The sequence below is a fragment of the Sulfitobacter sp. AS92 genome (genome assembly GCF_038900015.1).
GTDB lineage: Bacteria > Pseudomonadota > Alphaproteobacteria > Rhodobacterales > Rhodobacteraceae > Sulfitobacter.
On record NZ_JBBMQL010000002.1, the window covers coordinates 255238 to 270363 of the forward strand.

The following is a 15126-nucleotide window of genomic DNA, read 5'->3' on the forward strand; positions in this document are numbered from 1 at the left end:
ACTGCGTTCCTGCCGTTTGGGAAAGGGGTTTTGCGATGCCGTGCGGGCGATCAGTTGCGCGCCCTGCTCCGCCAACCGCCCCGACGGCGCGGCGTGGCCATGGTCGCCTGGCCATCGCGCAGCACCTGCGTCATCGGATGCTCGGGGGCCGCAGCGGCGTAGCGGTCCAGCAAACCGCTGATGGCCGTGCCGCTGTCACGCCCTTCGGGCAGACTTAGCGCCCAATCAAGAAAGATACTGCGGCACTCAGCAGGGCCGATCCCCTCCATTCGGTAGGATTCGCGGATCAGCCCCTTAGGGTCGTCGAGGTCCCGTTCGGTCATGTTCCCTCCTGCGCTGGATCGGGCAACGCAGCGGCGATGATTTCGGCGGCGGTGGCGTAATCGGCCTCTACCTTAGCCTCCAAAGCGGGAAGATCATCACAGGCAAGCACCCGACAAAGGAAACTCGTTCCGGCCTGCCCTAACGCTGTGGCGTCCAATGGTTTGGCCGACAGCAGGCGTTTGGCACAAATCAAGGTCCATGCGTTGGTATAGGCACTTGATAGTGCGGCCTCAGCATCTGCATCAATCACCCCTGCCGCGCGCGCAGCAGCAAGCCCTGCGTCGATCTCGCGCGCGCCGGTGCCGCCGATCAGCGCGCCTGCTTGGGCGAAAAGTTCGATGTCCTGCAAGCGCCCCGCGCCGGTTTTGGCATCAAGCGGCCCGGTTGGGCTGCGCGCAGCGGCGATACGAACGCGCATCTTTGCCACCTCGCCTAGCACCTTGTCGCGCGGTGCGGCGCGGCCCAGTATCTCTTCGCGCAGCGCTTCGACATCTTGGCCCAAATCGTCGGGGCCTGCGATCACCCGCGCGCGGGTTAGGGCCAGATGCTCCCACACCCATGCCTGTTCTTTTTGATAGCTTTCAAAGCTGGCGAGGCTGGTGGCCACCGGCCCCTGATTGCCCGAAGGCCGCAGCCGCATGTCGATGTCATAGAGCTTGCCTTGGGCCATCGGCGCGGTCATCGCGGTGATCATCGCTTGCGTGAGCCGGGCATAATAGGTGCGCGTGGCAAGCGGTCGGTGCCCGTCAGAACTGTCGACCCCATCTGCATCATAGATCACCAACATATCAAGGTCCGAGGTCGGTGTCAGCCGCCCGGCCCCGAGCGAGCCCATACCAAGGATCACCGCGCCGCGCCCCGGCGGCGGGCCGTGGCGGCTGGCGAATTGATCAACCACTACCGGCCAGAGCGCCTGCAAAACGGCTTGGGCTAGTTCAGCATATTGGCGGCTGGCGGTGGCCGCGTCGATCAATCCGCGCAGCATGTGCACGCCGATCCGAAAATGCCACTCCCGCGCCCAACGCCGGGTGCCGTCGAGCCGCAGCTCATAGTCTGCCTCTTGCGCCAGATGGTCTTGCAACATTTCGGTCAGCGTAGCTTGTCCCGGCCAATCTGAGAAGAAATCCCCACCGATCACCGCATCAAACACACCCGAATTGCGCGACAGATGCGCGGCCAGGGCGGGTGATGTGGCAACGATATCAACCAGCAGATCGCCCAGTTGCGGATTGGCTCGGAGTAGCGAGAACAGCTGCACCCCGGCTGGCAAACCCGAGAGGAACCCGTCGAAGGCCAAAAGCCCCTCATCCGGTTTGGCCGATTGCGCCAGACGGTCAAGCAACAGCGGCTTTAACCGCCCAAAGATATCCGCCCCCCGTTCCGAGCGCAGCGCCGGGTAGCTGGGCCAACGGTCGAGCACCGAGGTGTCGAATTGATGCGCCGGGCGCGCGGCCTCGGGTTCTTGGCGGGTGGCGGCAAAGAAGCTTTCGATCAGATCATGCACGGCCTGAAGACGGCTGTGAAGCTCGCCCTGCAAGTCTTTGACATCCATATCCATCATACAGGCGAGACGTTCAAAATCCGCGTCGCTGCGGGGCAGCGTGTGGGTCTGGGCGTCTTGCACCATCTGCAAACGGTGCTCGACCGTGCGGTGCGCGCGGTAGTGATCGCTGAGTGTCTCGGCGATCGCTTCGGGCACCCAGCCCTTCTCGGCCAGTACCTGCAATCCCGCCAGCGTCCCCCGGGGCCGCAGGTCCGGATCGCGGCCCCCGGCAATGAGTTGTCTGGTCTGGGTAAAGAACTCAATCTCGCGGATGCCGCCGCGGCCCAGCTTCATGTCATGGCCCGGCAGGGTGATCGGTCCGCCCAGACCTTTGTGTTCACGGATCGCCAGCCGCATGTCATGGGCATCTTGGATGGCGGCGAAATCCAGATGGCGGCGCCAGACGAAGGGGCGCAGCGATTGTAGGAATTTCTCGCCCGCTGCAATGTCGCCGACGGCGGGACGTGCCTTGATATAGGCGGCACGCTCCCATGTGCGGCCCAAGCTTTCGTAGTAGCGCTCTGCTGCCTCCATCGCGATGCACACGGGGGTGACGGCAGGATCGGGACGCAGGCGCAGATCGGTGCGAAAGACATAGCCTTGGGCGGTGATATCGCTCAGCGTGCCTGACATGGCCCGCGTCGCTTTGACAAAAGCGCTGCGGGCGGCGTGGAAATCATCGGGCTCAAAACGGCTCTCGTCGAAGACGCAGATGAGGTCGATGTCGGATGAGTAATTTAACTCGCGCGCGCCCATCTTGCCCATGGCAAATACGACCATCCCCGCGCAGTCGGCCAGATCGTCCATCGTCATGCCCGGCAGCTTGCCGCGTTTGATCTGGGCGGCAAGCCCCGCGCGAAGTGCCGCGCCGCACGCCGCATCGGCGTAATCGGTCAGCGCGCCAGTCACTTCCTCCAGCGACCAAACCCCACCAAGATCGGCCAAAGCGGTCAACAGCGCCATGCGCCGCTTGCCCTGCCGCAGCCCATCGGACAAACGGTCGGGCGCGAATTCTGCTGCCGCGTCTCGGTTGGCCGCAAGTGCTGCTTCAGGGTTCTCTACAGCTTGGGTAAGCCAATCGGCTTCCTTCTCTAAAAGGGCCATAAGATAGGGCGCGGTAGAAGCGGCAGCCGAGACCATATCGCGCAGGTCGGGTGCGAGATCAGGCAAGAGTGCCGCCGCATCCTGCGCGCGCTCGCGGTGGTAAATGCGGGGGGAACGGGTGATCCGGGCGGCAAGGGATTGGTCTGTCATGGGGCCAGCTTTGCGGGCTGATCCGCTTGGCGTCAATGGGGGTTGCAGCAAGGCGCGGCCTTGGTAGGACGTCGACCAGCGCCCCGCCACGGGGGGCCGAGCAGTCGAGGGTAGGAAATGAGCAAGAGTTTGAAACGGGTCCGCGCGACACTTGAGGCCGCGGGGGTCACGCCCGATATCCGCGAAACGGCACTGGCGCGCACGGCGGTTGATGCGGCAACCGCACTGGATTGCGACGTCGATCAGATCGCGAAATCCATCGTGCTGCGCGGCGAAAACAGTGGCGAGGCGTTGCTATTCATTACCGCAGGTGCGCAGCAGGTTGATCTGGCCCGCGCCGCTGCGCTGGCCGGAGAGCCATTGGGCAAGGCAGATGCCGCTCTGATCCGCGCACAAACCGGTTTTGCCATCGGGGGTGTAGCACCCTTGGGCCATCTCACCCCACCCCGCGCGTGGTTTGACCGCAGCCTCCTAAAATTCCCGCTGGTTTGGGCCGCTGCAGGCACACCGCACCATGTATTCTGCCTTAAGCCCCAAGAAATGGCGCAGCTTTCAGACGCACAAGTGTCTGACTTTATTACTGAAAACTGACCAATGTAAAAAACATTCACATAGACCCTTGCGAAACAGGCCCGGCGTGCCGATCTATTTAATGTGAAAGACATTCACATCATCCGAAACGCCCGGGCCGGCGACAGGCCCGTCACGAACCGAAAGGCTCTAAAATGACGACAGTGACCACCGACCCGACCTATGGCAGCCGCAGCAACTGGTTTGCCCGCACCGAAAGCTGGATGGACGCCCGCGGCAAAGGCGCATGGATCGCCGCCATGGTGCTTGGCTTTATCTTCTTCTGGCCTGTTGGCCTCGCCCTTCTTGCCTATATGATATGGAGCAAACGCATGTTCACTTCGAAATCCTGCGCCCGAAAATCCAGCCGCGTGATGATGACGCGCAGCACCGGCAACAGCGCCTTTGATGCCTACAAGGCTGACACGCTGCGCCGTCTGGAGGAGGAACAGGGCAATTTTGAAGCCTTCCTTGAGCGGCTACGCGAAGCCAAAGACAAGGCAGAGTTTGACCAGTTCATGAACGACCGCGCCAAGCAGGACGATACGCCCACCAGCGCATAACTCCCTCCAGCCCCCGCCTTCCGGCCCCGCGCCGGGAGGCCTTTTGCAGGACATGATATGACCCAGACCCCTGACCCCGATCTGCACCCGCAATTCTATGACGGGATCGCTGGCAAACGCCTGTTGGCTTGGATCGTTGATGTGGTCCTGATCGTCGGCTTTTGCTTGCTTCTTGTGCCGTTCACGGCCTTTACCGCGCTGTTTTTCTTTCCCTTCTTCATGTTGGTGGTTGGCTTTGCTTACCGCGTGGCGACGCTGACCAGCGGCTCGGCCACATGGGGGATGCGATTGATGGCGATGGAGCTGCGCGACCATCGGGACCGGCCCTTTGATTTCATGACCGCGCTGCTACACACCATCGGCTATTCGTTGTCGATGACGGTCACGATCATTCAAGTCGTCTCTGCAGTTTTGATCTGCACCACTGCGCGGCGTCAGAGCCTCACAGATATGGCGCTTGGCACCGTGCCGGTAAACCGCCGCCTTAGCCGCTAGGCGCTCACGCAAATTTGCCCTTGGCGCAGCGGGGGGGGGTTGATAGCATCCCCCCACAAATGCTGGAAACCCATGCGACATACACTGCCTTTGACACCGCAATTTTATGTCACTGCGCCACAGCCCTGCCCCTATCTAGAGGGCCGGATGGAGCGCAAGCTGTTCACAGCCCTGCAGGGGGAGAATGCTGCACGTCTAAATGACAGCCTGTCGAGCCAAGGGTTCCGCCGCTCTCAAAACGTGCTCTACCGCCCCTCTTGCGCCGATTGCGCCGCCTGCCTCTCGGCGCGGATTGATGTCGCAGCGTTCCGCCCCAGCAAAAGCCAGCGCCGCATCATTAACCGCAACGCGAGGCTAGAGCGTCGCGCCACCTCACCTTGGGCCACGGAAGAGCAATATGATCTCTTCCGCAGCTACCTCGACAGTCGCCATGCGGATGGCGGCATGGCCGATATGGATGTCTTTGAATTCGCCGCGATGATCGAAGAAACGCCGATCCGCAGCCGGGTCATCGAATATACCGACCCCGAGGCCGATGACGCGCTGGTGGGTGTTTGCCTGACCGATGTGTTGGGCGACGGGGTGAGCATGGTCTATTCCTTCTATACCCCAGATCGTCCGCGCAATGGCTTGGGCAATTATATCATCCTTGACCATATCGAGATCGCCCGTGCTGCCGGCCTGCCCTATGTCTACCTTGGCTATTGGGTGCCGGGCAGCCAGAAGATGGGCTATAAGGCAAAATTCTCGGGGCTTGAGGTCTATATGGGCGGGCATTGGCAAAAGATGCGCGATCCTGAGCGGTTTGTGCCTGACCAGCATCCGCTGAGCAATGATCCAATCGCCGAGCAGGTCGCCAATATCACCCTGCCGGACGTCAGCCCGCGCTGAAGCTTTCTGATTTCGCAAAGACAACAGCGACGGTCTTTTCGGCCGCGGCCTCTTTGAACGTGCCTTTTCCCCGATCTATTTCGATAAAAATACGCTCAGAGCCAAATTTCTTTCCAAATATGTCTCAAAACCACCCATCCTAGAAATAAAACATCATTTAATACCCTGCCAAGTCCAAGATTTTTGCCATTTCACTGTTGACGCCCCTCTTTAGCCCACATAATCTCACGCCACGCTAAGAGGACCCTGAGATGATAGACCTAGTCATTATTGTAGGACACACGCGCATGGGCCGGTAACGGTTAACCATAATCTCTCCCATGCGCCCCCGTCAGACCGGGGGTTTTTTTATGCCAAACGCTAACAACCTGCCTTACGGAGCACCTAAGATGAAACGCCAGATGACCGGAGCGAAAATGATCGTTCAAGCCCTGATTGACCAGGGTGTGGACACCGTCTTTGGATATCCCGGTGGCGCGGTGCTACCGATTTACGATGAGGTCTTTCAGCAGAACTCGATCAAACACGTTTTGGTGCGCCACGAGCAAGGCGCGGTTCATGCTGCCGAAGGCTATGCCCGCTCAACCGGTAAACCCGGCGTTGTGCTGGTGACCTCCGGCCCCGGTGCGACCAACGCGGTCACCGGACTGACCGACGCATTGCTCGACTCGATCCCGCTGGTGGTGCTGACGGGTCAGGTGCCAACGTTCATGATCGGCTCGGATGCGTTTCAAGAGGCCGACACAGTGGGCATCACCCGCCCCTGCACCAAGCACAACTGGTTGGTGAAAGAGACTGACAACCTCGGCGCGACCCTGCACGAGGCCTTTCACATCGCCACCCACGGCCGCCCCGGCCCGGTGCTGATCGACATTCCAAAAGATGTGCAGTTTGCCACCGGCAGCTACGAGTCCCCCAAACCCTCAACCTCGCGCTATCAGCCGCAGGTGAAGGGCGACATGGAAGAGATCACCGAACTCGTGGCGGCGATGGAAACGGCCAAACGCCCGATCTTCTACACCGGCGGTGGGGTCATCAACTCTGGCCCGGCGGCGAGCCAACTGTTGTGCGAATTGGTGGAGGCCACTGGTTTCCCCATCACGTCGACGCTCATGGGTCTTGGCGCCTACCCCGCGTCGGGCGAAAAATGGCTGGGCATGTTGGGGATGCACGGGCTTTACGAAGCTAACATGGCGATGCATGACTGCGATCTGATGATCAACATCGGCGCGCGTTTTGATGACCGGATCACCGGCGTCATCGACAGTTTCAGCCCCAAATCGACCAAGGCCCATATCGACATCGACCCCTCGTCGATCAACAAGGTGATCCGCATCGACATTCCGATTGTCGGTGACGTGGGCCATGTGTTGGAAGACCTGTTGAAGGTCTGGAAGTCGCGCGGCCGCAAGACCAACAGCGAGGGGCTCGCCAAATGGTGGTCCAAGATCGAAGAGTGGCGCGCCAAGGACTGCCTGAAGTACACCCAATCCGGCAAGGTCATCAAACCACAGCATGCGCTTTCGCGGCTTGAAGCGCTGACCAAGGACCACGACCGCTATATCACGACCGAAGTGGGCCAGCACCAGATGTGGGCCGCGCAGTACCTCAATTTTGAAGAGCCGAACCGCTGGATGACCTCAGGCGGCTTGGGCACCATGGGCTATGGTTTTCCGGCCTCTATCGGTGTGCAGATGGCGCATCCTGAAAGCCTAGTAATCAACGTGGCGGGCGAAGCCTCTTGGCTGATGAACATGCAAGAGATGGGCACGGCGATGCAATTCGGCCTGCCGGTGAAACAGTTCATCCTGAACAACGAACGCCTTGGCATGGTGCGCCAGTGGCAGGAACTCCTCCACGGCGAGCGCTATTCGCAAAGCTGGTCCGAAGCCCTCCCCGACTTCGTGAAATTGGCCGAAGCCTTTGGCGCCAAAGGGATTATCTGCTCCGATCCTGATGACCTCGACGACGCGATCATGGAGATGATCAACTATGACGGGCCGGTGATCTTCGACTGTCTGGTCGAGAAGCACGAAAACTGCTTCCCGATGATCCCCTCAGGCAAAGCGCATAACGAGATGCTGCTGCCGGGTGATCATGAGACCCAAGGTGTGATCGATGCAAAAGGATCAGTGCTGGTGTGACCCGTTTTCTTTCAAAGAAAACGACCGGGAATTTTTGAAAAATTCCCGCAGCTGGATAGAAGGACAAAGACATGGCAGCTCTGAAAATCAAAAAAGGTGCGACCTCGCATTCCGCCTATAACCTACGGCCCAACTTCTCGGATGTGGTCGAAAAACACACGCTGGCGGTGCTGGTCGAAAACGAACCCGGTGCGCTGGCGCGGGTGATCGGCCTGTTCTCGGGTCGTGGCTATAACATCGACAGTCTGACCGTGGCCGAGGTCGATCACACCGGGCATCTGTCGCGCATTACCATCGTCACCAGCGGTACACCGCAGGTGATTGAGCAGATCAAGGCGCAGGTGGGTCGGATCGTGCCGGTGCATGAGGTGCATGACCTCACCGTCGAAGGCCCGAGCGTCGAGCGTGAGTTGGCGATGTTCAAGGTCGTCTGCAAAGGCGAACACCGGGTTGAGGCACTGCGTCTGGCGGATATCTTCCGCGTCAATGTTGTCGATAGCACGCTCGAAAGCTTTGTGTTTGAAATCACCGGAGCACCGGAGAAAATCGATGCCTTTGCAGAGTTGATGCGCCCACTTGGTCTTGTCGACGTGGCGCGCACCGGCGTTGCCGCCCTCGCCCGCGGCATCTGACCCTCGGTTCCGGTTTATTGCTGGGCTGCGCGTAATCGGTGCGGCCCGGCTTTTTTTATGAAGGGAATAATCTGCGCAGTCATGTGCGGCGTGTCCGGCGTGTCCGGCGTATCTCTCGTGTCGGTCGTCTTGCCATCGTTGCGCAGCGCTTCTGGCAGATGCGTGCCCGCGCGTCCTTGAACAAGTTGCGGGGTATCCGCGATGCGCAATTTCCGGTGAACTGAAACATTGAACTGAACCAAATCGCCGGTATCAAATTCGGCGCTGCCCCCAACCCGCGCCGCCGGCACTTCGTAATAAGCCAGATCGCCTTGATCTTCGCACCAGAAGACTGCTTTTCCAGCGCTATTATCGCTCCACAGAACCACACCAATCATAGTACCCCCCGCTTTCGATTACAGACTCTCATTCTGCGACAATCGAAAGCGGTAAAACATAGGTTAAGATGCAACGTGCGCTTGCATTTTGTGACCGTTCCAGTAGGGTGAGACCCAAGTTTGCGTCACAGCTGACGCGCCTTAGCATCAGACTGTTAAGAAACGCACCAGCAACAGCTTTTACACGTGGCTGCGACGAAAATCAGAACGAGGCAGAATGTCCGCACCTAACCGCTCCCCTTCAGAGCTCCGCAGTATGTTTGGCGCTAATCTGCGGCAGCTGGCAGCCGATCACCCCTCGATATCAGAGCTTGCACGCAAGCTTGGGATCAACCGCACACAGTTCAACCGCTACCTATCGGGCGAAAGCTTCCCCCGGCCTGATGTGTTGGCGCGCATTTGTCGTTTTTTTCAGATCGACGCGCGGGTGTTGTTGGAACCGGTCACAGAGATTTCGCTTAACCAAGATCCGATCAACAACAGGTTTTTGCGCGATTTTCTGGGCACCGGGGTTCAAAACGTACCCGAGGCGGACTTTCCCAGCGGTTTCTATCGTTTCGCGCGACGGTCTTTTTTGGATCATGACAGGTTCGTCACCGGCGTGGTTTACGTTGCACGGCATGGTAGCAACACCTTCCTACGCGGATATGAAAGCGCCCGGTCACTGCGTGAGCAGGGGTTGCCCACCAGCCCTGCAGCACGGGAATACCGCGGGATCGTATCACAGCAGGAGAACGGCGTTTCTATTGTGGTTTCGCGCCGCAGGACGCTGACTGGATCGTTCAACTATCTGAACCGTGTGGCCTCTTTCGAGAATAACTTTTGGGTGGGCTATGTGACGCGAACCGCCCCTGAAAGCGCCGCTGGTACACGGGTCACACGTTTGAGTTATGAATATATCGGCAATGATCCCAAGACGGTTCTGCCCGCTGCGCGTCTGGCGGGGTTCATCAGCATCGACGCGCTGATGCCCTATCACCGCCGCCTGCTTCAGCCCGACGCACCGTTTAACTGACTCGCATTATAGTTGCGGCAGTCGCGCCTGCGGATAGCCCGTCGCCTTATGCCAGCCCTGCGCCAATTGCAGCAATTGCGCATCGCTGCCGCGTTTGCCGATCAGTTGCAGCCCCAATGGCAGGCCACGCTGATCAAAACCTGCGGGGATGTTCACCACCGGCAGACCGATAAGGCTTGCTGGCACCACCACCTGCATCCAGCGATGGTAGGTATCCATCGGCTGACCATTGATCTCAGTCGGGTGCACCTGCTCAACATCAAAGGGCCAGACCTGCGCCGAGGGCAGAACCAGAACGTCGACCTTCTCAAACAAGGCATGCGCCGCGCGGAACCAGTCGGACCGGATGCTGCTAGCGCGCTGGATATCGGCAGCAGAAAACCCCTGCCCCCGCGCGACCTCCCATTGCGCTGCGGGTTTCAGGCCTCCACGCCGCGCCGGATCGTCGTAGATTGCCCCCAAGGAAGCCGCCACGGCAAAGGACCGCAACGTGATCCAGCTTTCCCACATCGCATCCGCATCAAAGGGCGCGGTGATGGGCGTGACCTCATGCCCCAGTCCGGTCAAACGGGTCAACGCCGCTTCGCTCAGGTCAATGATCCCCGGCTCGCAAGGGAAAGCACCACCCCAATCGCCCAGCCAGCCCACACGCTGCGCAGGCAGCGCGGCGTCGATTTCTGGCGCCGTATCTGGGCCGGAGTGTGTCAGCGGTTGGCGCGGGTCCGCGCCGCGCATCACATCCAGCAGGGCGGCGAGGTCACGCGGGCTGCGCGCCATCGGCCCCAAGGTTGAGAGCTGGTGCAAAAACAGATCGCCGCCATCGTCCGACGGCACGGTGCCCCATGTGGGCCGCATCCCGTAGACGTTGTTCCAGCCCGCCGGGTTGCGCAGCGAGCCCATCATGTCGGAACCGTCCGCCACCGCGACCAACCGCGCCGCCAGCGCCGCCGCCGCCCCGCCTGAGGATCCGCCTGCCGAGCGGCTCAGGTCATAAGGATTGCGCGTCGCGCCATGGACCGGGTTGAAGGTATGGCTGCCAAGGCCAAACTCGGGAGTATTGGTTTTGCCAATGAAAATTGCCCCCGCCGCGCGAAGCCGCGCAACGGCGGGATGATCTCGCGTGGCTGGTTCTAAGCCAAAAAGGGGCGACCCTTGAGAAGTTGGTAGCCCTTCAGCATCCGCCAGATCCTTGATCGCCATGGGGATCCCATGCAGCCAGCCTTTACGGGGGCTCGCATCCGCCGCCTGCGCCTCGGCCAAGAGCGTGTCATGGTCGCGCAGCGACACGATCGCGTTCACCTCGCCATTCACCGCCTCGATCCGAGCCAGCGTCGCCTGCATCAGCTCAACCGCAGAAATCCTGCGCGCGGCCAGCGCTTCGGACAGGTCCGAAGCGTCCCAATCTAGCAAATCCATCATGCCCCCTTTTGCTGCGTATCATCCACGAAGGGGGACGGCGCGGCTCAGTCGCCCTGCGCCTCAGCCCGGCTTTTGCCAGCAACGGCCAACGCCAGCGTTGCCCCCATCAGCCCATCAAGATCACCGTCCAGCACGCCTTTGGTGTCGGAGGTCTCGTAATTGGTGCGCAGGTCTTTGACCATCTGGTAGGGTTGCAGCACGTAGGAGCGGATTTGGTTGCCCCAGCCCGCATCGCCCGCGTTCTCATGCGCCTCGTTGACCAGCGCCGAACGCTTGTCCAACTCCATCTGATAGAGCCGCGATTTCAGCGCTTTCATGGCGATGTCGCGGTTCTGGTGCTGCGACTTCTCCGAAGAGGTCACAACAATGCCCGTGGGGTGGTGGGTGATCCGCACAGCCGAGTCGGTGGTGTTGACGTGCTGACCGCCCGCGCCGGAGGAGCGGTATGTGTCGATGCGGATGTCCGATGGGTTCACCTCGATCTCGATATTGTCGTCGACCACCGGGTAGACCTTCACCGAGGTAAAAGATGTGTGCCGCTTGGCCGCCGAGTCGAAGGGCGAGATGCGCACCAGACGATGCACGCCGCTTTCGGATTTCAGCCAGCCATAGGCGTTATGCCCTTCGATCTTATAGGTCGCGGATTTGATCCCCGCCTCTTCGCCCGCGCTTTCAGCCTGAAGATCGACCTTATAGCCCTTCTTCTCGGCCCAGCGGACGTACATCCGCGCCAGCATGCTGGCCCAATCGCAGCTTTCCGTACCGCCCGCGCCAGAGTTGATCTCTAGGAAGGTGTCATTGCTGTCGGCCTCGCCGTTCAGCAGCGCTTCGAGTTCCTTTTGCGCAGCCGTTGCGGCCAGGGATTTCAGCGCGACTTCGGCCTCTTTGATGACCTCTTCATCGCCTTCCATCTCGCCCAATTCAATCAGCTCAACATTGTCCGCAAGCTCTTGTTTGATGCCTTCATAGGTGTCGATGGCATCCACCAGCGACTGCCGTTCGCGCATCAGTTTTTGCGCGGCATCGGGGTTGTCCCATAGGTTCGGGTCTTCAACGCGGGCGTTGAATTCTTCCAGCCGGTAAGGCGCGGTCTCCACATCCAGTCGCTGGGCCAGCAATTCCAGCGATTTGCTGATCTGGTCCGCGGTATTCTGTGCCTCTGCGCGCATGTGTGCCTGCCTTTGATAAGTAATGCGGCCCCGAATACCGGAGCCGCATGAGAGATAGACCAGCGCGCCCGCGGCGACAAGTAGGCTGCCGCTGCGGCGCGCAGGATGAAAGGTTAGTAAAGACCGCCCGAGCTCAGCGTACCAAAGCTCGCTTTAGGACCAACGGTCGCCTTCTTGCCGGTCGAAGTGGTGACCTGACGCGAAGATGATGCTGCAGCGCCGCCCAGTTCCTCGACCAGTGGTAGGTCCGTGCCCATCGCAAAGCCGCCATCGAAGGAGATGCCGAACAGGGGCTCTTCCCCATCGCGGAAACATTCCGATACGACGTTGCCGCCCGAGGCGCTATCGCTCAGACGTGCGCCGGTGAAACGGTCGATCTTGATAAAGCGGCATTGCTCGGGGACTTTGAAGTCACCCCCACCGTATTTCTTAATCGCTTGGCTCATGAAGTTTTGAAAGACCGGCGCACAAAGCCTGCCACCGCCTGCACCCCGACCCATCGGGCGCGGCGTGTCGTAGCCAATGTAGCAGCCCGCCACGACATTCGACGAAAAGCCTACAAACCAAGCGTCTTTTTCGTCATTTGTGGTGCCGGTTTTGCCGGCGATCGGTACGGGTAGATTGATGGCGTTACGCGCCGTGCCGCGCTCAACCACGCCCCGCATCATGGAGGTCAGCTGGTACGCCGTTACCGGATCCATGACCCGCTCACGATTGGAAATAATCCGTGGTGCTTCGCCGGGCGCGAGGTTCATTTGCTCGCAGTCGTAGCACTTGCGCTGGTCATGTTGATAAACGGTGCGGCCATAGCGGTCCTGCACCCGGTCTACCAGAGTTGGCTGCACCCGCTCACCACCATTTGCGAACATCGCATAGGCCGACACCATTTGATAAAGCGTGGTTTCCTGACTGCCAAGCGCATTGGACAGCAAAGGCGCCAGATCGTCATAGACACCGAAACGCTCCGCGTAGCTGCCGACGACATCCATGCCGACCTCTTGGGCCAAACGGATCGTCATCAGGTTGCGCGACTGTTCAATCCCGGTGCGCAGCGGCGTGGGGCCGTAAAACTTATGCGATGCGTTCTGGGGCCGCCAAACACCCTGCGGCGTGTCAATTTCAATCGGCGCGTCCACCACGATGGTCGCGGGGCTGTAGCCACTGTCGAGCGCTGAGGCATAGACAAAGGGCTTAAAGCTCGACCCCGGCTGGCGTTTCGCTTGGGTCGAGCGGTTGAAAACACTCGCCTGATAGGAGAACCCGCCCTGCATCGCGATCACACGTCCGGTGTGCACATCCATCGCAACGAAGCCACCCTGCACCTCTGGCACCTGTCGCAGGGTCCAGCGGATGAACGACCCGTCGCTATCAGCGGTCATGCGGCGCACCAGCACCACTTCGCCCACCTCAAGCAGATCACCGGCCACCTGCGCATTGCGGCCGAGTTTGCCATCGTCCAAGCGCTTGCGCGCCCATTGCACGTCTTTGGCGGGGATCCAGTGGCCGTCTTCGTCTTCGTCGACCCCTTCGATGCCGATCCGGGCGTCGCTCGCCCCGACCTCAAGCACCACTGCCGGATACCATTGGTTTTCCAGATCGATGTCGCGCGGCACCCGCAGGTCCGCGAGAGCAGCGCGCCATTTCTCTTCGCTGGTCAACTGCTCAGCTGGGATGTCAAACCGCGTGCCGCGCCAGATGCCCTGCCCGCGGTCATATTGCTCTAATTGCCCGCGCAGCGCGTTGGCGGCGATGGGCTGCATTTCGTTGTCGATGGTCGCCCGTACGGTCAGACCGCCGGTAAAGAACTCACCCTCGCCGAAATCCTCGCTCAGCTGGCGGCGGATTTCATCAGTGAAGTAATCGCGCGGCGGCAGTTCGGCTTTAAAGCTTCCGAAGTCGCCATTCTGGACCGAGCGCAGCGGCAGTGCGACTTCGGTTTCATAGGCCGCCTCAGTGATATAGCCGTTTTCTTTCATCTCGCGCAGCACGAAGTTCCGCCGGGCCAGCAGCCGATCCTTACGGCGCACCGGGTGATAATCCGACGGCGCCTTGGGCAGCGAGGCAAGGAAGGCCGCCTCATGCGGGTCCAATTCGCTCAGCGTTTTGTTGAAATAGGTCTGGCTGGCGGCGGCCACGCCATAAGAGTTCTGCCCGAGGAAAATCTCATTCAGGTAAAGCTCAAGGATCTTCTCTTTGCTCAGCGTCTCTTCGATCCGGGTGGCAAGGATGATCTCTTTGATTTTACGCTCTGCCCGCCGATCGCCGGACAGCAGGAAGTTCTTCATCACCTGCTGGGTGATGGTCGACGCACCGCGCACGTCGCGCCCACGGGATTTCACCGCATCCACCGCAGCTGCGCCAATGCCGCGCAAATCGTAACCTTCGTGGGTGTAGAAATTTTTGTCTTCCGCCGAAATGAACGCCTGTTTCACCAAATCGGGGATGGTGTTCGCTGGCGCGAAAAGGCGGCGTTCTTTAGCGAATTCATCAATCAAACGGCCCTGACCCGAATAGATCCGGCTGATCGTCGGCGGCGTATATTGCGCCAGCGACTCGTGGCTGGGCAGATCCCGGCCATACATCCAGAACACCGCGCCGATGGTCAAAGCCACCATGCCGACGCTCAGGGTCAGGGTGGTAAAAATACCCCCGAAAAAGGACATGACAAATCGAAACACGCGCGCGGACCACCATTGGCTAGGGACAGGTCCGAGCCTATACAGGAAGCAC

The 15126-nt window shown here is 60.2% G+C and carries 13 protein-coding genes; 7 read left to right on the top strand and 6 right to left on the bottom strand.

Going from position 1 to position 15126, the window contains the following annotated elements:
• Positions 1-50: 50 nt before the first annotated feature.
• Both WNY61_RS04415 and WNY61_RS04420 read right to left on the bottom strand, forming a co-directional pair.
• Complete coding sequence (locus WNY61_RS04415) at positions 51-323, bottom strand: hypothetical protein (RefSeq protein WP_342850245.1); 273 nt, start codon at positions 321-323, stop codon at positions 51-53.
• The gene (locus WNY61_RS04420; RefSeq protein WP_342850246.1) at positions 320-3121 is read right to left on the bottom strand and encodes a glutamine-synthetase adenylyltransferase; all 2802 of its coding nucleotides are present in this window, start codon (positions 3119-3121) and stop codon (positions 320-322) included. Before WNY61_RS04420 ends, WNY61_RS04415 begins: the two co-directional genes overlap by 4 nt.
• A 117-nt stretch (positions 3122-3238) precedes the next feature.
• Between WNY61_RS04420 and WNY61_RS04425 the strand changes: the two genes are divergently transcribed.
• The 6 genes from WNY61_RS04425 (at position 3239) to ilvN (ending at position 8416) form a co-directional block, all read left to right on the top strand.
• A complete protein-coding gene (locus tag WNY61_RS04425) occupies positions 3239-3712 on the top strand; it encodes a YbaK/EbsC family protein (protein ID WP_342850247.1) in 474 nt (157 codons plus the stop codon).
• A 134-nt stretch (positions 3713-3846) separates the two neighbouring features.
• A complete protein-coding gene (locus WNY61_RS04430) occupies positions 3847-4254 on the top strand; it encodes a DUF2852 domain-containing protein (protein WP_342850248.1) in 408 nt (135 codons plus the stop codon).
• A gap of 57 nt (positions 4255-4311) precedes the next feature.
• The gene (locus WNY61_RS04435; RefSeq protein WP_342850249.1) at positions 4312-4749 is read left to right on the top strand and encodes an RDD family protein; all 438 of its coding nucleotides are present in this window, start codon (positions 4312-4314) and stop codon (positions 4747-4749) included.
• Between the two features lie 72 nt (positions 4750-4821).
• Positions 4822-5640: an arginyltransferase gene (locus WNY61_RS04440; RefSeq protein ID WP_342850250.1), complete on the top strand. Its 819-nt coding sequence runs from the start codon at positions 4822-4824 to the stop codon at positions 5638-5640.
• A 389-nt stretch (positions 5641-6029) separates the two neighbouring features.
• The gene (locus tag WNY61_RS04445) at positions 6030-7784 is read left to right on the top strand and encodes an acetolactate synthase 3 large subunit (protein WP_342850251.1); all 1755 of its coding nucleotides are present in this window, start codon (positions 6030-6032) and stop codon (positions 7782-7784) included.
• A 71-nt stretch (positions 7785-7855) separates the two neighbouring features.
• On the top strand, positions 7856-8416 hold the full coding sequence (gene ilvN, locus WNY61_RS04450; RefSeq protein WP_007120341.1) for an acetolactate synthase small subunit: 561 nt from the start codon (positions 7856-7858) through the stop codon (positions 8414-8416).
• 14 nt (positions 8417-8430) lie between these two features.
• Here ilvN and WNY61_RS04455 read toward each other — a convergent pair whose 3' ends face one another.
• Positions 8431-8793: a hypothetical protein gene (locus WNY61_RS04455; protein ID WP_342850253.1), complete on the bottom strand. Its 363-nt coding sequence runs from the start codon at positions 8791-8793 to the stop codon at positions 8431-8433.
• Between the two features lie 256 nt (positions 8794-9049).
• On the opposite strand from WNY61_RS04455, the gene WNY61_RS04460 reads away from it, so the two are divergent.
• On the top strand, positions 9050-9808 hold the full coding sequence (locus tag WNY61_RS04460; protein WP_342850254.1) for a helix-turn-helix transcriptional regulator: 759 nt from the start codon (positions 9050-9052) through the stop codon (positions 9806-9808).
• 6 nt (positions 9809-9814) lie between these two features.
• On the opposite strand, the gene WNY61_RS04465 is transcribed toward WNY61_RS04460, so the two are convergent.
• From WNY61_RS04465 to WNY61_RS04475, 3 genes are all read right to left on the bottom strand, one after another.
• Positions 9815-11224 carry an amidase gene (locus WNY61_RS04465; RefSeq protein ID WP_342850255.1) on the bottom strand — a complete coding sequence of 470 codons (1410 nt, stop codon included), beginning with the start codon at positions 11222-11224 and terminating at the stop codon, positions 9815-9817.
• A gap of 47 nt (positions 11225-11271) precedes the next feature.
• Complete coding sequence (prfB, locus tag WNY61_RS04470; protein WP_342850256.1) at positions 11272-12396, bottom strand: peptide chain release factor 2; 1125 nt, start codon at positions 12394-12396, stop codon at positions 11272-11274.
• A 113-nt stretch (positions 12397-12509) separates the two neighbouring features.
• Positions 12510-15074 carry a penicillin-binding protein 1A gene (locus WNY61_RS04475; protein ID WP_342850257.1) on the bottom strand — a complete coding sequence of 855 codons (2565 nt, stop codon included), beginning with the start codon at positions 15072-15074 and terminating at the stop codon, positions 12510-12512.
• Positions 15075-15126: the final 52 nt, after the last annotated feature.

Bases quoted from the DNA above. Each gene is read 5' to 3' on its own strand.
- WNY61_RS04455 (WP_342850253.1), bottom strand. From the start codon at position 8,793: ATGATTGGTGTGGTTCTGTGGAGCGATAATAGCGCTGGAAAAGCAGTC.
- WNY61_RS04440 (WP_342850250.1), top strand. From the start codon at position 4,822: ATGCGACATACACTGCCTTTGACACCGCAATTTTATGTCACTGCGCCA.
- WNY61_RS04430 (WP_342850248.1), top strand. From the start codon at position 3,847: ATGACGACAGTGACCACCGACCCGACCTATGGCAGCCGCAGCAACTGG.
- WNY61_RS04425 (WP_342850247.1), top strand. From the start codon at position 3,239: ATGAGCAAGAGTTTGAAACGGGTCCGCGCGACACTTGAGGCCGCGGGG.
- WNY61_RS04445 (WP_342850251.1), top strand. From the start codon at position 6,030: ATGAAACGCCAGATGACCGGAGCGAAAATGATCGTTCAAGCCCTGATT.
- WNY61_RS04465 (WP_342850255.1), bottom strand. From the start codon at position 11,224: ATGGATTTGCTAGATTGGGACGCTTCGGACCTGTCCGAAGCGCTGGCC.
- WNY61_RS04460 (WP_342850254.1), top strand. From the start codon at position 9,050: ATGTTTGGCGCTAATCTGCGGCAGCTGGCAGCCGATCACCCCTCGATA.
- prfB (WP_342850256.1), bottom strand. From the start codon at position 12,396: ATGCGCGCAGAGGCACAGAATACCGCGGACCAGATCAGCAAATCGCTG.
- ilvN (WP_007120341.1), top strand. From the start codon at position 7,856: ATGGCAGCTCTGAAAATCAAAAAAGGTGCGACCTCGCATTCCGCCTAT.
- WNY61_RS04415 (WP_342850245.1), bottom strand. From the start codon at position 323: ATGACCGAACGGGACCTCGACGACCCTAAGGGGCTGATCCGCGAATCC.
- WNY61_RS04420 (WP_342850246.1), bottom strand. From the start codon at position 3,121: ATGACAGACCAATCCCTTGCCGCCCGGATCACCCGTTCCCCCCGCATT.
- WNY61_RS04435 (WP_342850249.1), top strand. From the start codon at position 4,312: ATGACCCAGACCCCTGACCCCGATCTGCACCCGCAATTCTATGACGGG.